This window comes from Teretinema zuelzerae (genome assembly GCF_021021555.1).
GTDB classification, from domain to species: Bacteria; Spirochaetota; Spirochaetia; order Treponematales; family Treponemataceae; genus Teretinema; species Teretinema zuelzerae.
The window spans coordinates 492,484-515,222 of the sequence record NZ_JAINWA010000001.1 but is presented as its reverse complement, the minus strand read 5'-3'; the positions used below and the strand labels follow the sequence as shown (position 1 = coordinate 515,222).

Annotated in this window: 16 protein-coding genes; 14 read left to right on the top strand and 2 right to left on the bottom strand. The window is 40.2% G+C overall.

The window, feature by feature from the left end:
• Position 1 precedes the first annotated feature (1 nt).
• The 9 genes from K7J14_RS02310 to K7J14_RS02275 all read left to right on the top strand — a co-directional run bounded on the left by K7J14_RS02310 (position 2) and on the right by K7J14_RS02275 (position 9,279).
• Entirely contained in the window at positions 2-1,252 is a 1,251-nt protein-coding gene (locus K7J14_RS02310) for a DUF3363 domain-containing protein (RefSeq protein ID WP_230752609.1), read from the top strand.
• A gap of 51 nt (positions 1,253-1,303) precedes the next feature.
• Positions 1,304-1,591: a hypothetical protein gene (locus K7J14_RS02305; protein WP_230752607.1), complete on the top strand. Its 288-nt coding sequence runs from the start codon at positions 1,304-1,306 to the stop codon at positions 1,589-1,591.
• A 73-nt stretch (positions 1,592-1,664) separates the two neighbouring features.
• Entirely contained in the window at positions 1,665-3,812 is a 2,148-nt protein-coding gene (locus K7J14_RS02300; protein ID WP_230752605.1) for a type IV secretory system conjugative DNA transfer family protein, read from the top strand.
• Position 3,813: 1 nt separating this feature from the next.
• Positions 3,814-4,236: a hypothetical protein gene (locus K7J14_RS02295; protein ID WP_230752603.1), complete on the top strand. Its 423-nt coding sequence runs from the start codon at positions 3,814-3,816 to the stop codon at positions 4,234-4,236.
• The gene (locus K7J14_RS02290; protein ID WP_230752601.1) at positions 4,233-5,252 is read left to right on the top strand and encodes an ATPase, T2SS/T4P/T4SS family; all 1,020 of its coding nucleotides are present in this window, start codon (positions 4,233-4,235) and stop codon (positions 5,250-5,252) included. Before K7J14_RS02295 ends, K7J14_RS02290 begins: the two co-directional genes overlap by 4 nt.
• A 120-nt stretch (positions 5,253-5,372) precedes the next feature.
• A complete protein-coding gene (locus K7J14_RS02285; protein ID WP_230752599.1) occupies positions 5,373-5,696 on the top strand; it encodes a TrbC/VirB2 family protein in 324 nt (107 codons plus the stop codon).
• Between the two features lies 1 nt (position 5,697).
• The gene (locus K7J14_RS16315) at positions 5,698-5,952 is read left to right on the top strand and encodes a VirB3 family type IV secretion system protein (RefSeq protein ID WP_408033964.1); all 255 of its coding nucleotides are present in this window, start codon (positions 5,698-5,700) and stop codon (positions 5,950-5,952) included.
• Between the two features lie 88 nt (positions 5,953-6,040).
• Positions 6,041-8,485 (top strand): TraG/VirB4 family ATPase, encoded by a 2,445-nt coding sequence (locus K7J14_RS02280; RefSeq protein WP_230752597.1) that lies wholly within the window; start codon positions 6,041-6,043, stop codon positions 8,483-8,485.
• Positions 8,482-9,279, top strand: a complete 798-nt coding sequence (locus K7J14_RS02275; protein ID WP_230752595.1) for a hypothetical protein — start codon at positions 8,482-8,484, stop codon at positions 9,277-9,279. Before K7J14_RS02280 ends, K7J14_RS02275 begins: the two co-directional genes overlap by 4 nt.
• 74 nt (positions 9,280-9,353) lie before the next feature.
• On the opposite strand, the gene K7J14_RS02270 is transcribed toward K7J14_RS02275, so the two are convergent.
• Positions 9,354-10,073, bottom strand: coding sequence for a hypothetical protein (locus K7J14_RS02270; RefSeq protein WP_230752594.1), 720 nt, complete (start codon positions 10,071-10,073; stop codon positions 9,354-9,356).
• A gap of 137 nt (positions 10,074-10,210) precedes the next feature.
• Here K7J14_RS02270 and K7J14_RS02265 point away from each other — a divergent pair, with 137 nt between their 5' ends.
• The 5 genes from K7J14_RS02265 to K7J14_RS02245 all read left to right on the top strand — a co-directional run bounded on the left by K7J14_RS02265 (position 10,211) and on the right by K7J14_RS02245 (position 20,673).
• Positions 10,211-11,794 carry a type IV secretion system protein gene (locus tag K7J14_RS02265; RefSeq protein WP_230752592.1) on the top strand — a complete coding sequence of 528 codons (1,584 nt, stop codon included), beginning with the start codon at positions 10,211-10,213 and terminating at the stop codon, positions 11,792-11,794.
• Positions 11,778-12,476, top strand: a complete 699-nt coding sequence (locus tag K7J14_RS02260; protein WP_230752590.1) for a type IV secretion system protein — start codon at positions 11,778-11,780, stop codon at positions 12,474-12,476. The genes K7J14_RS02265 and K7J14_RS02260 overlap by 17 nt, the downstream gene beginning before the upstream one ends.
• Complete coding sequence (locus K7J14_RS02255) at positions 12,476-13,456, top strand: TrbG/VirB9 family P-type conjugative transfer protein (protein ID WP_230752588.1); 981 nt, start codon at positions 12,476-12,478, stop codon at positions 13,454-13,456. Before K7J14_RS02260 ends, K7J14_RS02255 begins: the two co-directional genes overlap by 1 nt.
• 3 nt (positions 13,457-13,459) lie before the next feature.
• On the top strand, positions 13,460-14,818 hold the full coding sequence (locus K7J14_RS02250; protein WP_230752586.1) for a TrbI/VirB10 family protein: 1,359 nt from the start codon (positions 13,460-13,462) through the stop codon (positions 14,816-14,818).
• 164 nt (positions 14,819-14,982) lie between these two features.
• Positions 14,983-20,673, top strand: coding sequence for an Ig-like domain-containing protein (locus K7J14_RS02245; RefSeq protein ID WP_230752584.1), 5,691 nt, complete (start codon positions 14,983-14,985; stop codon positions 20,671-20,673).
• 391 nt (positions 20,674-21,064) lie between these two features.
• On the opposite strand, the gene K7J14_RS02240 is transcribed toward K7J14_RS02245, so the two are convergent.
• Positions 21,065-22,645 carry an ATP-binding protein gene (locus tag K7J14_RS02240; RefSeq protein ID WP_230752582.1) on the bottom strand — a complete coding sequence of 527 codons (1,581 nt, stop codon included), beginning with the start codon at positions 22,643-22,645 and terminating at the stop codon, positions 21,065-21,067.
• Positions 22,646-22,739 lie beyond the last annotated feature (94 nt).

Genomic DNA, 22,739 nt, shown 5'->3' with positions numbered 1-22,739 from the left:
TATGGCAAAACACTTTATTGGTGTTGAAGATTATGAGATTAGTCCAACCTGGAAATCTCCAAAGAAAAAAAGAAGCAGCCTTGCACTCGGACTGACTGCTCTATATGTTCTGCGGAAGTACCGCGCAGGGAAGAAAAGTAGTTCTGATAGTGGTGGAAGAAAATATGGCACAAGAACTTCGATAGATACTCGACAGAGATGCACAGTCAAAATGCATTACTCGAAGAGTATGGAGGCACATAAAGAGCAAATAAATCGGTATTTGGTGAAGGAAGGGAAAGGGAAAGATGGTAACGCACCGACCCTATACGGTACTTCAGAGGTTGAGTATAGAAAAAATATGACAGACAAGAATTTTCGAATATTTTTGAGTCCTTCATCAAATAAGGTTCCACTTGAAACTCTTGCAAAGACCTTCATCGCTTCCCTTGAATCTCAAACAGGTTATTCACTATTCTGGGTAGCTGCAAATCACTATGATACAGCCCATCATCATGTACACCTTCTGATTAATGGGAAAGATAAGGATGGAAAGGATGTATTCTTCCCTCCCGATGTGGTTAAGACTTTTATGCGTGAGAATGCACGGAACATTTGCACATCGTTAATTGGATCTCGCACGAAGGAAGATATGGCCTTGGAACGTAAAGGACAACTTACTGCGAATCGGTATACCATCCTTGATGACAAAATTAAAGAACAACTTACGGACCTCAAGATTGTTCCACGTTTAACTACTCGAGATGCTGAGAGTATCAGTATGCGACTCACGCATCTTCAGTCGCTACATCTGTGTAAGTTCAAAGATGGTCAATACATATTTGTTCCCGAATGGGAATCATTACTACGAACGAATGGTCGATATAATGCTTTTCTTTCTGCGCGAAAGACACTTGTACATACAGAAGAACAAAATCTCAATCTCTATGATGGCTCCCAGGGAAAGGTCTCTGGTATTGTGACAAAGATATTCAAAACAGATGAAGTATCAGATAATCATGCACTAGTTCTTGAGTCTATCAATGGAAAGGCATACTTCATTCCGCTTTACTCAAGACCCAGGATTTCCGGAGGACAAATAATTGAAGTTATTCCTGAAAGAAATCAACGAGGTCGCCTAACCCCGACAATGAATAAGAAGAGTCATACCGATTTGCTCGTAGAATGTGAACAACATGACTATAGAAAAGGATATGCCGTCTCTGTGCGAGGTAACGCACAAGGACGCGAAGGACCTGAGAAAACGCTATAAGTATGGTATACTTAGGGCTTATAATAATTGAAGAGAAAAGGAGCAGCAAGCATGGAAACTAAAGCACGATTTCTACAGTACACAGACAAGATTTGCCGTGATGAGGACGGAAACATTCAAGACGAAGATGTTTTATTTCCAAAAATGATCATGAGGTTTAAAAATGGGTTGCTAGACGGTGGTGAAGAACCCGGAATTTCTTGTACTGATGGTCATCTTGAATACTGGAAAAATGGAAAGCTTCATGCTGTTGGTCGCCCAGCAGTAACAACTATTCGCGAAGATGAAGATGGCAATATATATGAAGAATACTGGGAGAATGGAATTCGTATCTCTTGATTTTTACCCAATAGACTTGTAATGTAAAAAAGAACCTTCTTTGTTTAGCTGAACTCAAACAAAAGAAAGTGACATGGCTACAAACTCATCAGAATTCCTTCGTGGAAAACCGACTAGTGGGAACCGTGAACAACTGTTCGCAGCGGTTAATAAGATATTCGCATTTATAATCATATTTGCCGGCTTATGGATTTCAACTCAGTATTTCGCCTTCCTTATCGGCTATGATCCTCTACTCATTGGCTATCCTTTCATAATCATTCGTGAAGAGTGGCTTAATGGCGGATCATATCCATTATATGAGCCCTGGAAGTATCTGCTCTGGCTCTTTTCATTCTTTAAGGATGCTGAACTAACCTATCTATTAAAGAAAGCCTTAGTTCCCTGGCTTGTGATTTCATTTTCAGCGGTTATTCTTTATACGATCATTACATACTTCCGTGGGTTCCGTCAGGCAGCTGAGAATATATTTGGTACAGCTCGATGGGGAACAAAGAAAGACCTTCAAAAAGAAGGCCTTCTTGGAAACGAGGCAGGGGTCGTGTATGGACAGCTTTTCGATGCCCAGGTGCAAGCGCGTCTTAATAAAGAAAAGGGCTCCGTTTCCCTTCACCTGAAACGAAATGCGCCCCTTATTACGAGTGTCGGCATAACAAATGCCCTTCTCGCCGCTCCGACACGAAGCGGTAAAGGTGTTTCAACGGTTATCCCTACACTTACGTATTATCATGGCTCGGTACTCGTACTTGACTTCAAGGGTGAAAACTTTGAAAAAACCAGCGGATATCGAGCGAAAAAAGGAAAAGTATATCGGTATGCGCCAGTAAGCGAATCGGGACATAATTTTAATCCGCTCATGGAAATTCCCGGCGGGAAAGATGCCTATGGATATGCGAACCTCATTGCCGATACGGTTCTTACGCCACAGGCGGGCAAGTCTTCAGGAGACGCGAACAGTGAACATTTTCGTGAAGCCGCCATAGCCTTTCTCACAGGTGTTATTCTCCATGTTCTTACCTCTGATTATCCCGATAAAACACTTCCAGGCGTTAAAGCGTTCTTGTCTGCGGTTAATCCAGAAAATCCTGCGGATGACACGTATTCACTTACGCAAATGATTGAAGGCGTCCATTGTACACAGGAGATACACCAGCGCGTAGTGACGGCAGCGGGAGATCAGTTGAAGCGGCCTGACCGTGAGCGGCAATCAGTTCTTTCGACGGTACAGAAATCTCTACGGGTGTTTGAAGACCCACGAGTACGCGAGTCCTCAATGAGCCATGACTTTTACATCGATGAGTTTGAAAAGACTGATACTCCCATATCTCTGTATTTGACAATGCCCTATGCTCACATGAGTCGTCTTGCTCCCTTGGTACGCCTTTTTATCATGCTTATTATCCGAAAATTCACTGATGGAGAAACGCGTCATGATGTGCGGAAACTGAAGGTTCCACTTTTAATTGTTCTTGATGAGTTCGATAAGCTGGGTAAGTTTAGTGAATTACAAGAATCAATGGGAATTCTTGCGGGCTACGGTATTCACTTTCTCCTTATTATACAGTCACCTAGCCAGCTTATTGATATTTATGGGAGAAACCATCAGTTCTTTGCACACTGCAAGAATGTCCTCCTTTTCGCTCCTGGAGAGATTGAAAGCGGAAAAGTTTGCTCAGAAATGATTGGTAAGGAATCAATCTGGAAATCGAGTACTTCAACGAGTGGTACTCGATTCTCTGTTGGCCTTGATAATCTGAATATCTCTGGAGGCGAGCAAGAAAGAAATCTCATTAATCCTGATGAAGTGATGAAACTACCTCCAGACCAACTGATAATTCTAACACAGGGTAAACCACCCTATATCGCAAAGAAATGTGTCTATTATGAACAGTCTCCCTTTAAACAACGACTCTTACCTCCGGCCTTCACTGATAAAAAAGGCGCGATGAAGCAATGCGCACATAACGTAGTTCGGAACTCCGGACGGCACTGGTACGATCTTCCCCTGTTTACCTGTCTTGAGAAGACCTCTGAAGTTGTTGTTGATGAACGCTTAATAGATCCATGGTTTACCAATCGAATCAGAGATAGTGAAGTACAGAAACTGGCTTCACAAGCCGCAGGAAGCGAAGCTCCTTCTGATTCTTTTTATGTAGACGATCCCGATGATTCTCCTGTACCACAGGTAGAGGTCTTCACTCCAAATCTTATAGGACTGTAAAATGGCACCTAAAACAACAGATATTTACCCATTCAGACTAACTATACAACAAGCGAAAGAAATTGATGCGTATTGCGCACGTCATCGTGTGGAATCGAGATCTGATTTTTTTCGTTTTGCTATTTCTCAAGCCCTCCGCCCGGAGATTGAAGATCCTGACTTAATATTTGCATCATTAAAACATCTGCATGATACGATGAATACTGTATCCCGTCAGCAGGAAGTTCTTTTTAGCTATATCACATTTCTCGCAAGGCATTTCCTTTCATATCATGCAGAAATTCCAAATGAGCTAAAAGAGGCAGCCTCTATTTCAGCTGTAGAACGCTTTGAACGTGTTTTCAAGAGCTATCAAGCAAGTCTAAAAAACTCTCCGGCCATGTTTGAGTCTCTCCTTGCTGACTTCTTTGAGGAACACAAATGAACGCCGACGCCCAAAAAGAAATACGGGAAAGACAGTTAGCAAATCTTTATGGTGAACTAGAAAGTCTTCTTCCTGTCTTTGAGAACAAGGAGCTTACCGACATTTTCATTTATGGAGATGGAAGTGTTCGGGCAGAGCATTTTCTTGAAGGGCGAATCGATTCAGGAATACAGGTTAATGAAACCGCGCGTTATAACATCATACATTATCTCTCTGCAATGGCAGATTCAAGTATTGATACATGGTCAAATCCTACCTTAGAAGGAATCCTTCCCGGCTATAATTTTCGTGTGACAGCAGTCATTCCACCATGGGTTAAATCCCCGGAGATCACCTTCCGCAGACCTCCGGTAAAGATTTTTTCTTTAGAAGAGTATCGAGACACAGGCCGAATGACAGACATGCAATATAAGGAGGTGGTTGCAGCAATAGAAAGGAAAGATAATATCCTCATCGGTGGGGGGACAGGATCAGGGAAGACAACCTTTACGAATGCGTGTATCAAGAAAATGAGCGAGTTTACTCCTCATGACAGATTTCTGATTATAGAAGACACTCCAGAACTACAATGCCATGCAGAAGACCTTACGCAACTATACATCAGAAAAGATCAAGCAGCTTTGGCTGTTCGTTTTGCTCTTCGTTGGTTTCCAAAAAGAATCATTTTTGGAGAACTTCGATCTGGCGATGTTGCAAGAGAACTCCTTGAATGCTGGAATACTGGACATCCGGGGAATGTTACCACCATTCATGCAGACTCAGCGCAATCAATGCTTACTCGTTTCCGTGGAATGCTTTCTGAAGTAATTACAGGAACACTTCCTGATGTAAGTGAGACGATACAGGTGTGTGTGCATCTCAAAAGAAAAGCAGGTTTCGGTCCTATGGTAGAAGAAGTTCTTCATACAAGACAAATTGCAAAGCTTCTCGATACCATAGAGAAACAGCGATCAAGCGAAGCATTTGTAATGAGTGAGTATAACGATTATCTCCATGCGACGCTCAATGCTGAATAATTCCTAACAACAGAACATGAGTATCCCTGGACTCATACAGAAGGAGGAAAGAGACAGAAACAACAACCATTGATCCGAAGAGAACGAAAGAGAGCTGAACTCAAACGTATTTTTGGAGAAATGATGAACGAAAAGCGTCTTGAGAGAAAACACATGATTTTGTGCCAGATTGCATTCTTACTGGTACTTGGTGCCGGACTATATGCGAGCACCGTTGTGATACCAGATGAGGTGCAGACTACCCTCGAAGAGGTTCGTAATGCATTTACTGGAGATCTTGCCCGTATTCTCGTTGGTATTTTCTTTGCCGGAAGTTGCATTGCGTATGCATACAACAAAGACAATGAAAAGATGAAAGCGAAAATGATTGCGGTTATGATCGGCTCTGGACTTCTTGCGTTATCACAGTCAATTGTTGATAACGTGATGAAAATGGGCTCCTAACATGACTGTTCGGGATTATTCTGTTACGGTGCACAGGTCACTTATGCAACGTGATCTTGTACTGGGTATTCCCTCGATGGGGATGCTCATTCTATTGCTGCTAGGTGTATTTACCATGTATATCCTAAAGCAATACTACTTTGGTGTCATAATTGCCGCTTTGTACATTGCAATGCGAATAATGACAAAAAAAGATCCCTATCTTATCGACATTCTCATCGAACACGTCAATCAAAAGGACTATCTGGTGCCATGAACACCCTTGTGAGCCATTCCATTATCGGAATGGCTCACAAGTAGTCCGCATTAGAGAGCGAAAAAGGAAAAAGGAGATACGCAATCATATGGCACAAAATGGAATACCTACAAATGCAGATTATTGGAGCTGTCACTTACCATGGCGATATCTATCGAGTAGCGTAGAAGGAGTCGTTGTTCAGAAAGACGGACTTCTCCAGCGTAGTTTTGCCTTTCGAGGACCCGACCTTGAGTCCTCTGCCGCCTTTTATATCAATGATCTTTCTCTTCATTTGAGCAATTCAGTGAAACGTCTTGGTTCTGGTTGGGCTATTCAAATGGAAGTTCAACGGTTTTCAACACAAGAATACCCTGGTGGTAAGTTTACGAATCTGGCTCCGTATCTAATTGATAAAGAACGAGAAGAAGCTTTTCGATCTTTCGGAAAGCACTTTGAATCTTCATATTATTTAACCTTCACATATCGGCCTCCGAGAGAAATCACAAAAAAAGCAACGAATCTCTTTTATACTGAAACTGGACACAGTAACTCTCTTGAAGAAGACATTTCCTATTTTGAAACCACTACAGATGATATCGTTGGAATTCTCGCTACTAAAATACTCATCGCTCCTTTGAGTGATTTTCAGACCTGTGAGTATCTTCATTCAACTATATCTAATAATAGACATTCCTTAACTCTGCCTGATAATCCTTTTTTCATTGATCGGCTTCTTCCTGATGAAGTCCTTGATATTGGGCTTACTATGAAATTAGGGGAGAACTATATACCAGTAATTGGTATTGTCGATTTTCCTCAGAGTACGTATCCGGCTATATTCGACAAGCTCAATAAGGCAAAATTGGAGTATCGATGGAGCACACGATATATCTGTCTTGATAAAGAGGAAGCGATAAAGAAGACTGAAAAAGCTCAACAAAACCATCGTGGAAATCAGGTTGGTTGGTTCCAATCCTTTATTGCTTCTGCAACAAAGGAGCCTCCAAAGCAAATAAACGGTGGCGCGATTGTGAAGGAAGAAGATGCTGCGGCCGCTCAGATTGCTCTTGATACAGATGAAGTCTCTCTTGGCCTGTATACCTCAAATATAATGGTATGGGATACAGATTTAAAAAAAGCACATAAGAAGGCTCAAGAAGTCAAAAAACTGGTTCAGAGTGTTGGTTTTGTAGCAAAGGAAGAGACCTTTAATGCATTCGAAGCATGGAAATCTATGATGCCAGGGGATGTTGTTAGTAATATCCGCTCCCTACCGGTTGTATCAAGTAATTTTAGTCATGTAGTACCTTTGTCTGCAATCTGGGCAGGAATGATTGAAAATGAACATGCAGGTAATGTAAGTGGAATTGATCTACCTCATGTCACTTGCTCGACTCAAGATGGGACTCCCTTTTTTCTTAGCTTAAATCCTCGTGATGTTGGCCATACAATCATACTTGGACCGACAGGAGCCGGAAAATCAACGCTTCTTAACCTTCTAGAATTACAGTTCTTCAAATATACTGACAGCCAGGTAATCGTACTTGATAAAGGACGATCTGCCAGACAGCCAACCATGGCCTTCGGTGGTCGCTACTATGAGCCGGGAACGAATGGTGTGTGTTTTCAACCGTTAGCACACCTTGAAACAATTCTTGATCGTACCTGGGCAACTGAATGGATTGAGTCTCTGGTAGAGATTCAAGGAGTAACAGTCACTCCTTCGATGAGTAGTGCTATTACCGATGCAATTGAACGAATGGCCAGTATTCCAAAGTCGAATCGAACGATTACTACATTTTGTCAGAGTGTTAACTATCTTGATCCTGAAACCAAACAACCGCTACTACGCGAAACATTACGTCCGTATCAACTTGGCGGTAAGTATGGAGCAATATTTGATGCTTCCTCCACTTCAATCTCCCTTGATAGCCGGTATATTACACTTGAAATGGAATATCTCATGCAAATGGGAGAATCGTGTGTAGCTCCAGCTATATCATATATTTTCCATTACATAGAAAGCCTCTTTACTGGCCGTCTCACGTTGCTTGTCCTTGATGAAGCATGGCTTTTTCTTCGTCATCCAATATTCAGAGCAAAGATCGAAGAGTGGCTCAAAACACTCCGAAAGAAGAATGTTTTTGTTGTATTTGCTACACAGGATGTTGCTGATGCAGTTAATTCGTCCTTGTGTTCAACGATCATACAACAGTGCCATACAAAGATTTTCCTTGCAGATCCGGAGGCTGAAACACCGGCCATGCATCATGCCTATTCTACCTTTGGTCTTACTGATGCAGAAATCAGCTCTCTTTCTCATGGGATAATGAAACAAGACTACTTATACACCTCAACGATGGGAAGTCGAAAGTTTCAGCTTGATCTGAAGCGTGATAGCATTACACTCGCACTTATAGGAACTCCAGATCATGAACTTCTTGATAAGCTTGTCGCTGAACATGGAGACGAGAGCGGATACGAATACGCAGCGGATATCTTGAAGGTAAAAGGACTCGATTATTCACGGTACATGAAGGAGGCTTCATGATGAAAAAACAGAATCACAGAAAGATTAAGGATTTTGTTATCAGTACAATACTATTCATCATGTCAACTATGCCGGTTAGAGCACAAGGTGCACCTGTAATCGATGCGGCACATATTCTTGAAACAATTCATAATGGATATCAAATGTACCAATCTGTATTGAACTCGATAAAGCAGGTTGAGTACGCCTATGTAACCACTCAGGCACAATTGAAGCAATTGCAGCAATTGGATATGAGCGAGATTAAGTCATTTAGCGATGCTGTCTCGTATGTTGATAAACAAATTGATTTTGTGAGAAAGACAGAGAATCGGTTTAAAGCAATCAGTGTTGAAGTCGGTGGGAAGAAAGTCCCGATAAGTCAATTCTATAGACTTCCAGGCGAAGCAATTGACATGGTTGTAAATGATATGACCTCAGATATGAGTGATTGGGAAAAAGCAAGAGCGTGGAGTCACTATGGTCTTAATCCTGCTAACTATGCATATGCCGTTGCATGGAAAGGTAGAATTAATGAGGCAGCAAAGCAAATGACTGTTATCGGAGATGTAATCGAAGAAAACAATAAGGTTGCTGCACAGGAGATGGATGCAATTATGAAAGAAGCAGAAAAATCTGAAAGTAATTTGGCTGTCTTACAATCCCTGACTGCACTCATGCAAATACTTATTGGTCAACAAATGGAAGCAAACCGTCTTAATGCGTTGAATATACGTTACCAAGCTGATAGGGATATGGCTGCTGATATGCCTGTAGAACAAAAAGGTCGTTTTTCAAAAGATTGGATCGAGTAATAATGAAGGGATTCAAAATATAGGCCATCAATAATGATGGTTTGCTGAAATATACATGTTACTTGAATTGATACTTAGTTGGGTAGATCGAAATCAGTTATTCTGCTTTTTTCTAGGTAAGTAAATGATCTGTTTGGGGAAAAAAACTTAATTGTATTATTTTCAAGAAATCCAATTCCAATATTTGAAACGCTAATAATTATACTGTTAGGCGGAAAAGTAAAATCAGATATTTTACTTTTTTCAAAAGCAGTAAAAGTTTTATTAGGTGAAAAAAACTTAATAGTGTTATTGTTAATGATCCCGATACCAATGCCAGGGACACTTATAATTTTATCGTTAGGCGGAATGGAAAAGTCTGCCATTTTACTTTCTTCAAAAGCAGTAAAGGATTTATTAGGGGAATAGAACTTAATGGTGTTATTGTTAATGACCCCGATACCAATGCCGGGGACGCTAATAATCTTATCGTTAGGCGGAATGGAAAAGTCTGCCATTTTACTTTCTTCAAAAGCAGTAAAGGATTTATTAGGGGAATAAAACTTTATAGTGTTATTACTCATAACACCAATGCCAATACCAGAAATACTGATAATTTCATCTTTTGATTGAATTGAAAATTCAGAGATTTTGCTTGCTTCAAACGAAGAAGATGATGTATTGAGGGAATAAAAAGTAATTGTATTATTATCGAGAAAGCCAATACCAATTTCAGTATCGATTATATCTTTCCCAAAGCAAACAAAACTAATAAGACTCATCAGTACGATAATAATATATATCTTTTTATTCATGTTGATCTCCACTTAGACCTAATTATAGCATCATCAATAGGTGAAAAACAAGATAGGAATAATACTCTCTCTTTAATCAAACAAAACATCAAAAGGAGATGTCTCTATGGATCGTACAAGAGTTAACAGGAGGATAAATGGAACCTAAATGGCTTGACGCACCTTTTTTTACACTTCTTGAAGACTTCTCTAGTCTTCAAGGGTATTTCATGGGACAGGCGATGTTTATTGCAAAGATTATCCTAACACTTAATCTCGGGCTTATTGCGATTAAGTACATTGCCAAAGGAGAAGGATTATCAGAGCAGTTAATCAAAACACTCACATCTGTAATATTCTTTTTGATTTTCATTAATGCTTATCCCGTAATGATTCAAGGTATAAATAGAATTATATATGCTTGGAGTTATGGTTCAACCTATGGGAAGGTAGCAGCGATGATCCAGAAAACTACCTCTGATGGTGAGGCAACGGAGTTCTGGGAAAAGAAAGCAAATGACCCGGATGCATATTCGGATATTATTAAAGTACTCGAAGAGGAAACGGGAAAGGGAAATGTTGCAAAGAAATACATACTTGATATCTTTGATAAAGGCTCTGATAAACGACCTGGAATGTTTATAAGACCAAACGCAGTCATGCGTTTACTGATGCTTACCTTCGAAAATATTTGGTATCAAGCAATACAATGCTTAGAAAATGTTGCAATAGTATTTTATCTTCCTAAAGACCCTGCTGGTTTTGTTCTCCTTACATTATCTGCATTTGCTGTTCTCCTCGGTGGTATTTTCTGTTCGATACAATATTTCATTGGTGCAATTGAATTCACACTTATCACAAGCGTTGGATGTATTATGCTTCCCTTCATGCTCTGGGATGGAACAAAGTTCCTTACAGAGAAACTGGTTGGAGCAATAGTCGGTCAAGCGTTAAAACTTCTCTTTGTAACCCTTACGTTCATGCTCGCCATAAATGGTTTTCTTGCGCTCATGGTTCGACCCTTTGATAACTTCATCGACCAAACCATCTATACGCTATTCACCATCTTCCTTCATTGGCTTCTTTGTCAAAACGGCCCCGCACTTGCGACAGCACTGTTGACCGGCACGCCTCAATTATCAATGGCTGAAGGTCTTCGGACTGCTGCCTCTATGGCAGGAGCAGCCGCAGCCGGTGGAGCTGCCGTTAAGGGTGCAGCTTCTGCTGGAGTCAAAACCGCTGTACAAGGGAAAGCAGCGGTTGATCAGGCTGTTGGTGCTGGAAAGGCCGCTGCCGCAGATGGAAAAGGAAAGCTTGGCTCAATTGCAGCAGGTGCGCGCTCAATGGGTGATTCTGCCAAAGAGTCTGTGAAGTCCGGTGTTCATGGACTTGCAAAGAGTCTTACGAATGGTAAAGGAGGAGGCGGAAACAATAGTGGCGGCGGAAATCGATTCTCATCGCTTGAGGCTCGGAATAAACCAAAAGAAGATGGGAATCGGAAAACAAGCGGTGAATTTGCTCAGGAGAATAAAGCAAAAGGAGCGGAACGATATGCACAACATAAGCAAGAAACTAAAAATGCTGAATCTTCTGCATGGAAAGCACAAATAGGCGGAATGCAAAAACCTGTTCAGCAAGATACCAAAAAGTATGACGGTGGAACTCCGTTAGGACAACAATCCCCACAACGTACTACACCACCTACACCACCATCTGGAGGAAATAATGGCAAGTCATCATAAGAAAGTAATCTACACAGAATTTGATATTGATAACCCTATGAAGCGAAATGAAAAACTATACTGCGATTTAGTGGCTCGGGAGAGTAAAGGCAAAAAAGAGTGGCTTATTATAGCGATAGTGGAACTCGCTGTGATCATTGTTCTTGCAGTGTCACTGTCATGGGCAATGACACTACCGAAGAAGATCCCGGTTGTAATTACTGTTCTACCATGGGGCGAAGCAAAATATGTAGGGGATGTATCCAGCTATTCCTATCAAACGATGAACATCCCTGAAAGCGCATATATCTACCAGGTGGAAACATTCCTCCAAAACTTACGTACGCTTCCCACCGATGGAGAAGTTCTCACCGCGAACATCAGCTCCCTCTATAACATCATTACTCCTTCCTGTGCAGATCGAATGACACCTGCAATCCGTGAGGATAATCCCTTCGCAGATATTGGATTCAAGAAACGAGTTGTAACAATAGAATCTACAATACGGGTATCAGGTAGTACCTATCAAGTTGATTTTATTGAAACTGTAACCGGACGGGGAGCTGGAACTAAACGTTTCCGCGCATTGGTTACGACAACCCGGAAGACGCCGCCCAAGAAAGCGGAAAAACTCAATCCATTAGGTATTTACATTGAAGAATACAATCTCACTGAAATCACTCGCATACAAGGAGCACAGTAATGTACAAAAGACATGAGATCCGCGCCAGTTTTTTACTAGCTACCAGTATTGTTCTGGTAGTTTCCTGTAAAACGATGGACATGGAGCCGAGAAACGAAGTCGTTAAAGACAAACTTGTCGAAATGGAAGAAAAGAGCGAAGAAGAAGTTGCAGTTGAAGAACTGAAAACCTCCATCGATGTTCAAAATCAAATAGTCTATGTTGATCGCCCTGTGTATATTCCGACTCCTGAGCCAGCGGTAAAACGGACTACAGGTCTTGATTCAGTCAAACAATCTACTGAAGAGGGAACTATCAAACCAACTGAGTACTCACACGCAGCGAGAATTTATGATTATGATCCAGATCAGGTGTATGAAGTATATTGTCAGATACTACGCACAACAGATATACACCTACAGCCCGGTGAGATAGTCATCGATAGTCCATTTGTTTCAGATACCGAGCGATGGATTATTGGTGCAGGTGTTAATCAGCAGAACAATGTTGTCGTTCAGCATATCTATGTTAAACCGAAACAGGCCGGACTTGATGCCACACTCATCATAAATACAAATATGAGAGTATACCATGTGGTTTTAAGAAGTTATTCAAACGTGTATATGCCTATTGTGAAATGGAAATATCACAATCAAGGGATGCCACAGATCTTTGCTAAAGATATAACCAAAGAAATTCAAGTAGCAACAGAGATGGATACAATAGATCCACGTTTTTTATCATTTGACTACAAGATTACTTTCAATGTTTTCAAGAAACCTCGATGGATTCCAACAAGAGTCTATGATGATGGAAAGAAGACCTATATAACCTTCGATGAAGAAGTCTTACAGATGGAATTACCTGGGATCTTTGAAAATAAGGCCGACGTGGTAAATTATCGCCCACAGGGGAATTTGATTGTCATTGATAAGCTTATCGAGCGTGTGACAGTAAAGTACAAAAAAGAGCGAATTACAATCGAGAAGAAAAAGGGGTAAGTAATGAGTAAATACGACGAAGAAACCGGCCTTGTTCTTTCGGATGAAGATGAAATTGCACGAGAAGCAGCGCTGGACGAAGAAAAAGATACCGAAGATGTTTCTTCGAAAAATGATGGTGCTTCAGTTGAGCCGAAAACAGTTGTTCCGAGGATTAACAAAAAACTCATTTTGTTGTTGGCCGGTGGACTTGCTTCCCTCATTGTTGTTGTTTCGATTATCTCCCCTTCCGAGAGTAAAAAAAAGAAGAAGATGGAAGACGGAGTCGCTTCTGAATTGATTGTACCTGATTTCTCTGTACAACCAAAGCCCTACGAGGAACGTTCGGAAGTACGCAATTCGTCTCCTCCGGCTATTCAGGAGGAAAGTCCAGTATATGTACCTCCCCCTCAGCAAACGAAGAAGTCACAACCGACAAGTGGGGGAAGACCTGCTCAAGTAGATGAAAGTGCGTTGAATGCCTATGGATCTGCAATTATTCCGGTAGTTCAAGGAAGACTTCTCGGCCAAGAAACTCAAGGAGCATATAGGGAAAATTCTCAAGGACAAGATCCGTTAATGCAAACCATCTCTGGTTTTGGTTCTGTTCCCATGGGTCAGGACGAATATACGGCAAATCGGATCGCGGCTCTTGGGGGAATCGGTTCCTCTGGCGGCACAGGAAGCGGAGAATCGATGGGATACCGTGAACAGAATATGCAAGACGACAAACAATCGTTTTATAGTTCTGGCCGAGAGAATGAGACTACGGGATATTTTATTGGAAATGATACGCTCTGGAATGGAACAATGATTCCCGGAGTCTTAATCACTGGTATTAACACCGATCTTCCCGGCGATGTACAAGCCCGTGTGACGGAAAACATTTATGATTCCCTCACAAGAAAAAAAATACTAGTTCCGCAAGGGAGCATACTTATAGCATCATACAACTCGTCCGTTTCTTTCGCGCAAAGTAGGGTTCAGATTGCATGGAATACATTGATTAGGCCAGACGGATTTCAGGTTTCCCTTGGGAATATGAATAGCGTAGATGCTCAAGGATATTCAGGAACCAAGGGCAAGGTTGACGAGCATCTGTTCCAATATGCGAAAGCGATGGGAATTATTTCTGCATTTACATTGATTAATGGTGAGTTTGCTGCAACCATGGCTTCTACTCAAAATGAGACAGCACAGAATCTCATAGCTGCAAACCAGAATGTTATTACCCAGCTGGGAGCCAAAATTATTGATCGAACAATGAATATCCAACCGACTCTTACGGTGAAAAGCGGAACAAAGATCAATATTATGCTTAATAAAAATATTCGCCTTCCTCCTATCTCATCTCCACCTGTTACATCTGTATATAAAAGATGATGCGTAAAGGCCGCTGATACAGGCGGTCTTCTGTATTCTAGTAACGACAATCACATATTTCTTTCTATCATCCTCACCTTTATTTTGATTTCTCTTTAGAGACACAGAATATAAAGAGTTTTCACTCTTTATACATACATGAATGAACAAAAGGAGTTCACCGTATGAGACATTCAAAACCTAACGCCTTTCTAGCTTTTGTGGTACTCATTTCTCTTCTGACTGCTTCGTGTAGTTTGTTCTTATCGAATGATAAAGACGAAACCGTTACTGTCAAATCATTAGCATTTTCAAAAACGACTCTTTCTCTGGGTATTGGTGGAATTGAGTACTTAATTCTTTCCATAAATCCGACTGAAGCAAAAAGTAATGCACGAATAGAGTACACATATGATGAATCAGTCATCAAAGTTGATGGAGACTCTTCGGGTGCAACCGTTTCAGGTCTTCGAAATGGAAATACGGTGCTCATCGCAAAAGCAAATGGTCAGGCGGCCGCCTGCGTCATTGGTGTGTCTGGTATTGATCCGATTACCGAGAACGCTCCCTATATATCCACAACCATGCCAGTGGTTGAAATGGAAGCAGGAACCACAAAGAAAATACTGGTATCTTTATCAAAGGGTTCATCCGCTGAGATGTCACAATTTTCTTGGAGTATTGATAAGTCCAGTATTGCTACAGTAGAGGCTTCCGGACAGAATGGAATTATCAGTGCGAAAGCAAATGGTGTTGCCCGAATTACGGTCTCTCATCCTTCAAGCACCTATCCATTAGAACTACTAGTATTTGTCAAGCCGGAGAATGAAAAAGCGATCTACCTTACAACAAGCCAGAATATTATCTCGCTTGCTCACAATGGAGCAGACCGAAAAGTCTCTGTCTCTCTTGTCAATGGGGATGGAGCAGATCAAAATAGTTTTACCTGGGAAGTGCTTGATTCGGAAGAAAGTGCCACTGATACCATTTCGCTAACTGCAAATGGTGCTAATGCTGAAATATCCCCACGAGTAGATGGACGGGCAACCATCAGGGTGAGTCACCCTCGAGCTCTTTATCCTCTTGATATTAAAGTCCGCGTTGTTACCATTATTGAGAATGTGTATATCGATGTTATAGAGAGTAAGGTTACCGTAAATGGTTCAACTCCTGCAAACTTATCGGTTTCGTTAAAGGGGTCGACTCGCGTTGATGAACTCGATCCTTCTCAATTTCAATGGACGATTGATGATTCGTCTATTTGTGATTTTGCTTCTTATCATAATGAAGTTGTCCTGAATGGCAAGAAGAATGGAATAGCAAAGCTCACTGTATCGCATCCGGCCGCGAAATATCCGCGAGAAATCATGGTTTTTGTGGAGAATCAAGCAGATGGCGCAGTGCACTCTGGTGCGTTTATTACGACGAGTCAGAATTATATCCGGACAAAACTGGGACTCGATGAAAGCGAACTCCTTGTTTCTCTTGTTGGTGGTGAAGCCGGAGATGAGAGAAATTTTGTTTGGTCAGTTGATAATCCTGATATCATTTCTCTTCGTACAACAAATGGAACAACTGGAGTTTGGGGACGTACCGCATCTATCATTACACAGCGAACAAATGGAACTGCCTTTATTGAACCTAAAAAAGAAGGTTCTGCTGTTATCTATATCACGCATCCAAAGGCTTTGACCCCTACAGAGGTATTGGTAAAGGTTTTCCCTTCATACGCCTCCTTTGAAGAACCTCTTGTTATCCAGGGGCAATCACTCCTTGGGATTGTTCGCGGAACGTCTCAGAAGATTGCAGTTACCCTTCAAGGTAATGTAACTGCAAATGATGAAGCGGCTCTTGTATGGTCAAGCGAGGATACAGGAGTTGTCACCGTAGCAGGATCTGGAAAAGAACAACTGGTCACTGCAACAGGTAATGGACAGACCTTTATTAATATCACACATCCGAAAGCAGAAAACTCCAAAAAGATACTCTGTTATGTTGCAGAAACAGTAGAAGAACTGGAATCAATGAAAATTCTCTATTCAGAGAAAACATATTACTCACTTATTGCTGGAACAAATACCGAGTTATATCTCTCCTATCGGAATGTAACACCACAAGAAGCTGAGTCTATAACATGGCAAACGAATAATCCTTCTGTGGCAACAATTGCAGTTGGTGCTAATACGAGTGTGAGTACAGTAACTGGCGTTTCAAGTGGAACGGCAATAATTAGTGCAACGTTACCCGGAAGTAACCCTGTGCGATTTACGATTACTGTGTATCCACAAGGAACGAGCCTCGATGTTCTCCCACCCGCAATATATTTTTCTACAGGTCAGAATGTTATTCAGTTCACGGATATTAACGCGGATAAAACTGTATCGGTAACCCCGGTAAACCTTCCATTATCTGAATATTCCAACATTTCATGGGTATCAAGTGATTCATCGATTATGGATGTGATACCAAATGGAAAAACAGCAACCATTACTTCAAAAAGTAATGGTGAAGCAGTGATAACTGTTTCACACCCTAAATCAGAAAACACCTTAAAGATTACTGTACGAATTGGTGATGAATATATCATAGTCAATCAAAAAGAACCCTTTATCAGTACAAGTAAAGACGTAGTTGGACTAATTGCTGGTGCTCAGGGTGAACAAATTACTGCAAAACTTGAAAACGGTGTTGAGTCAACTCTATTCACCTGGGATATCGATGATCCTTCTATTGCTGCGATAAGCCCACTTGGAGATAAGTGCTACATTGTTCCAAAAGTCCCCGGCCAAGCACGTCTTATCGTTCGTCATGCAGACTCAACCTATGATAAAAATGTTCTTGTATTGGTGGGGAACACTCAAGCAGATATTGATGGACTTTCATATCTTACTACAACACAAAACGTTGTTCGGATGGTGACTGGTACTCAACAAACGGTCAGTGTTCGTTTATCAGGTACTTCTGAAACAAGTGCTGCGGATTATGCTTGGACTTCTGACAACCCTTCAGTCTTGCAAATCGTTGATAATGGTACAACTGCGGTATTATCAGGAATTACTGCGGGCGTCGCCCGTGTTACAGTGAAGCATGCCTCCTGTGTCTATTCGCTTGATATTACAGTAATTATATCGAATACTCTCCAAGACGCATCTTCAAATCCATATATCACATCAGGCCAGAATATTCTTACTGTAACTAAAGATGGCGCTTCTAAAAACTTATCCGTTACACTTGCGGGAGGTCAAGAAGTCGATAATCAACATTTTGTATGGACAGTTGATCGTGGAGACCTAATTCAACTTACCGCAAATGGTCAAAATGCAGTTGTGAAAGGTATTTCTCCTGGAGAGTGTCGACTAACCGTCACGCATCCAAAGGCATCCTATCCATTCCCATTGGTGGTAATTGTTGATGAACCGGCTCCATCTTCAAACCTTTATATTAACCCTTCTCTTCCAATCGTTTCAATGAAACCCGCAGATTCTGCACAAACTGTCACAGCTACATTAGTTGGCGGTACCGCTGAAGATAAATATGGCTTTGTATGGAGTGCAGATAACTATAATGTGATTGATCTTACCTATTCTGCAAATACAGCGGTCATAACGCCCCGACAAGAAGGAAAAGCTGAAATAACTATCACGCATCCAAAATCTCCGTATGATGGGAAGATAATTGTCAGGGTTACAGAATATTCTCAATTTGCTTTTTCTCAGTCATCAATGACGATCGCTGAAGGTACGACTCAATTTGTTGCAATGCAGGTTCCGGCCATCGAAGGAGAGTATTCCGGTAGAGTTACCTATGCTACTGACAACTCAAAGATTGTAACAATCACTGGCACTAATAAGGTCGCTCAGGTAACTGCTCTTGCAACTGGAACAGCGATTGTTACTGCTACAAGCCCTTCCGGAGCTAAAAGCGACTTAATGATTTATGTTAAGAAAGCTACTGAGATGACAGCTCCTTATATTACGTCTCAAACCAATGTCCTTGCGATGAAAATTACTGATTCTCAGAGATCTGTGAGTGCTTCGATTGTCGGAGAAGGAATCTCGACTCCAGACCAGTATAATCTACAATGGAAAATTACAGATCCATCTATTGCGAGTCTTATAGGCACCTCTGGATCAAATATCATCGTAAAACCGTTAAAAGCAGGTGAAACGTCAATACGTATTTCTCATCCAAAAACATCAACTATCTATACCATACATGTACAGGTAGAAGGATCAAATGCTGGAATCTCGCTAAACAAGAACTATATATCGACAGAGACCGGAAAAACGGTTGAAATATCTGCAAATATAGATCTTGGTACAAGCGAGGACTATAAAGCTATTACATGGAGCGCTGATAAGGTCGGTGGTGCTGAGATTGTCTCAATTCTCGGAAGCGGGAAGACGGTTGCCCTTTATTCCCTGTCTACCGGAAAAACTACGGTTACGGCCGAGTTCAAGGGGAAAACAGCAAAATGTGATGTGTTGATAGCTGCATCAAGACAATTCAGTTTTGATACTCAGTCCATGCGTCTACAACCTGGTCAAAAGAAGACTTTCAAATATGTCTTGATACCTGAGGATGCTGCGATAAATTGGATGACCAATTCCAATGAATTTGTAACGTATGCTGTTGACACAAGTTCCAAAACGGTGACCGTTACAGGCCTTACCGAAGGAGTTACAAAGCTTTCAGGAACAGCAAACAGCATGAGTGCAAGTATAAATATTACTTGTGCCTGGGATTATAAGCTCACATTAAATAAGTCTCTTATCAAAGCAGAACCAAGATATGATTCAACGAATCCTCTTTTGTATACTATCTCATATGATGTAAATCCTCCGAATGCTACTATTGGACTATTAATTGATAATGATATCGCATCATATACAATTGATAAAAACAAGAAGGAAATCTACTTGAAACCACTAAAAGAGGGCTCGGCTGTATTCACTGTAAGTGCTACAAATCCATATAATAATTACAGATTTGGAACTCAGATTTGTAGTTTAAATCTTGGTTATTCAAATCTTACAGTTAAGCCTTCTGTTATCTCAAAACAAGGAAAGTTTTCAAGATATGATGAACCCAGTGGTATGTTAATTTTGGGAGATGGCGAGAGTGTCAATTTTGCTTTAGGAGTTACTGAAACTAATGCAACATATACAATTTCAAATCTTCATTTCACCTCCTCAAATGCAAATATACCTGTAGCATTAACACAATCTTCATCTACTTCATGGAATATTACACATCCAATGGATTACATAGTAAAGGAGTACTTGGTTACCCATGATACTTACTATACATGGAATGGTAGTAGAGTAATTCTCGATTGGCAAAAATATTCGGATGGAGGTGAATATGTCCATTTAGCAAAATTAGGTCTAATGGCTGTACCTATAACGGTTAATAACGTTACCACTTCAATAGATATGGATATATATTTATCGTTGTTTGATACAACCTTCCCATTTAAGGCAGTCTATGATCCAAAATCACGAGAGGATGAATTTGGTTTTGTTATTGATGCATCTAGTCGCCTTAAATTTAATAAGGTTCAGCGGTCAACACCAATACGGATGAGTCAGTCTTCTTTCAAGGCAGATACAAATAATTATATTCCATCACTTTCATATAAAGTCGTGGATAGACCTGGGTATCAGTCTGGCTTTGAATGGAAATATACAACCTATCACGAAGGGAACACCACTGCTTATTTCTTAAATGATGCACAATTAGTAAACTCTATAGATGAATCGGTTACGAGTATAATAACTCTTGGGTTTATTAACGGGACCATAACAAGACCTAATGGAACTCAATCAATATCAATACAAGTTATGTCTGAAACCAGAAGATGTGCAGCAAAATAATTAGTTCTTGACTCTGTATCAATAAAAGAACCCCCTGATAGTTAAACATCAGGGGGTCTTTTATTTTAAAACAAAGTACAGTATTAAACGACACTGATTCAGGTTTTCAACGCCGGTTTGGGTTTTTCTCTTTTGGGGGAACGGACGTTCTCTTGGATAACTATACCCCCATCCCAGGATATAGCGATACTGAATCGGACTCATACCACCTAGTGACATCTTATTTTTCTAGTTGCAGTACCAATGAAGAAACCTAATAAGCGTTTCAAAAAAGGTTTCTATTGATTTACCAGTCAAACTTCGATTATAAAAACCTTTCATTTTTGATGCATCCGAAGAACTATATTAAGGCAGAGACTCAGCGTTGCACTTGCTGCTTGAACCTAGGTAGTTAGTTCTCAAACTGAAGCTTAAACATTTTTTTTAATATTGATTCAACAGTTTTTCTAAAATCAGATATTTCAAAATCAGAAATAGAAGTAGTAGCTTTACGGTGTATTAAATCGCAACGTTTTTGATAATAATGCTTAACCTTAGTCCATTGTGGATTTGTTAGTTTTATTGATTCAGAGATGATTCTTTCAACCTCACTGCGATTACTGAATATCTCAAGTATTTTTTTTTCACTATACTGTTGTCCAGATTCATTGAGAATATATTCTTTAAAAGCAATCTCGATGGTACTATCTAGTAAGATCAAAGCAATACGATTCTTTTGAGCGAAGTGTTGTTTTAGAATCCAATCTACTGCTATTACTGATTCATACAAACCTACAACCCAAGGCTTTTCTTCACTTATTGTTTTATTTTTCTTTTGCACAATATTTGCATATCTAGGTGATACTTCTGGCAACGGTGGTAAGTATGATATATCTGCTAGAGCTAAATTGGTAACATCTTTATCAATAAAGCTACCATTATTATATTGAAAAACATTTACAGGCCAACCGCCTTCGACTTTACTAAATCTTCTGGATAGAGACGTGAAATCTTTTATTAGTGTTGTCAACCATTCTCGTAAAGAAATAAATACTTCTGAAGAAGTATTTATATCAGATTTACTACTATTCCAAGGCATAACACTAGGTATTCCACTTAATTGAATTATAACCCGAGCGAGAGATAAATCTGCGTGTGGTAATCCAGCAATACCCTTCTGAAATCCGACTTCATGATTCTTCAATCCTTTTACAATCAACCTATCATTACAATATAAATATACTCCATATTCACCTGATGCTTGATTTGATTCTAAAGTCAAACCAGCGGTGACTAAAACATCAACTCTTCTTCCATTTGATAACGGTAATTCTCCAACATAATTATGCGGAGGATAGTCTGGAGGAAAAGCCCAATTCTCAAATAAAATTGGATTTATTTTCTTTCCATTTACTACAATTGACAAATTCTGATTTTTCAAGAAAATGGCATACGTCTCTGATACATGCTTAATAAAATTAACAATAACTTCATCACTAATATATTTTCGTAATTTAAGTAGTTCTATTTCGGTTGAACCCTTTTCAACTCCTTCTATTTTATATACTGGTAGCGTCCAATCATCGCTTTCTTTTATCCAAGTATCATCAAATTCAATTTGCCAACAATCACTACTCTTTCTAGTTTTAATCCGCACTTCTTGTGCCAATGCAACTACCGATCTCTTTGAACCTACACCAAATACACCGATAGTATTATCAATATCATTATTTTTTGACTGACCTGGTGATACAATAAAGGATAAATCATTTTCACTAATTCCACCTGCATTATCCTTAACAAGAATTCTTTGTTGCGTTTTATCAAGATCAATTAAAACATTTAAAACCTTATCCTTTCCACTTAACTTCCAAATATCCAGAGAATTATCAATTAACTCTGAAAGAGCTTTATTGATATCATAATCAGCAATAATTGATAAATACAATCGCTTTGAAGGTGTTGCATCAACATTACTTACTAACTCTTTCATATTTTCCTCATTTCTTATCTATCTAACATTTGCTTAACCTGCGTTTTGCTTGGCGCGGTTTTTGCCGAGCGTAGCGAAGTGCAAAAATCCGTGA

Excerpts from the sequence above, each read along its gene's own strand:
- K7J14_RS02240 (WP_230752582.1), bottom strand. The coding sequence starts at position 22,645 with ATGAAAGAGTTAGTAAGTAATGTTGATGCAACACCTTCAAAGCGATTG.
- K7J14_RS02255 (WP_230752588.1), top strand. The coding sequence starts at position 12,476 with ATGTACAAAAGACATGAGATCCGCGCCAGTTTTTTACTAGCTACCAGT.
- K7J14_RS02260 (WP_230752590.1), top strand. The coding sequence starts at position 11,778 with ATGGCAAGTCATCATAAGAAAGTAATCTACACAGAATTTGATATTGAT.
- K7J14_RS02245 (WP_230752584.1), top strand. The coding sequence starts at position 14,983 with ATGAGACATTCAAAACCTAACGCCTTTCTAGCTTTTGTGGTACTCATT.
- K7J14_RS02310 (WP_230752609.1), top strand. The coding sequence starts at position 2 with ATGGCAAAACACTTTATTGGTGTTGAAGATTATGAGATTAGTCCAACC.
- K7J14_RS02280 (WP_230752597.1), top strand. The coding sequence starts at position 6,041 with ATGGCACAAAATGGAATACCTACAAATGCAGATTATTGGAGCTGTCAC.
- K7J14_RS16315 (WP_408033964.1), top strand. The coding sequence starts at position 5,698 with ATGACTGTTCGGGATTATTCTGTTACGGTGCACAGGTCACTTATGCAA.
- K7J14_RS02265 (WP_230752592.1), top strand. The coding sequence starts at position 10,211 with ATGGAACCTAAATGGCTTGACGCACCTTTTTTTACACTTCTTGAAGAC.
- K7J14_RS02285 (WP_230752599.1), top strand. The coding sequence starts at position 5,373 with ATGATGAACGAAAAGCGTCTTGAGAGAAAACACATGATTTTGTGCCAG.
- K7J14_RS02295 (WP_230752603.1), top strand. The coding sequence starts at position 3,814 with ATGGCACCTAAAACAACAGATATTTACCCATTCAGACTAACTATACAA.
- K7J14_RS02305 (WP_230752607.1), top strand. The coding sequence starts at position 1,304 with ATGGAAACTAAAGCACGATTTCTACAGTACACAGACAAGATTTGCCGT.
- K7J14_RS02275 (WP_230752595.1), top strand. The coding sequence starts at position 8,482 with ATGATGAAAAAACAGAATCACAGAAAGATTAAGGATTTTGTTATCAGT.
- K7J14_RS02300 (WP_230752605.1), top strand. The coding sequence starts at position 1,665 with ATGGCTACAAACTCATCAGAATTCCTTCGTGGAAAACCGACTAGTGGG.
- K7J14_RS02290 (WP_230752601.1), top strand. The coding sequence starts at position 4,233 with ATGAACGCCGACGCCCAAAAAGAAATACGGGAAAGACAGTTAGCAAAT.
- K7J14_RS02270 (WP_230752594.1), bottom strand. The coding sequence starts at position 10,073 with ATGAATAAAAAGATATATATTATTATCGTACTGATGAGTCTTATTAGT.
- K7J14_RS02250 (WP_230752586.1), top strand. The coding sequence starts at position 13,460 with ATGAGTAAATACGACGAAGAAACCGGCCTTGTTCTTTCGGATGAAGAT.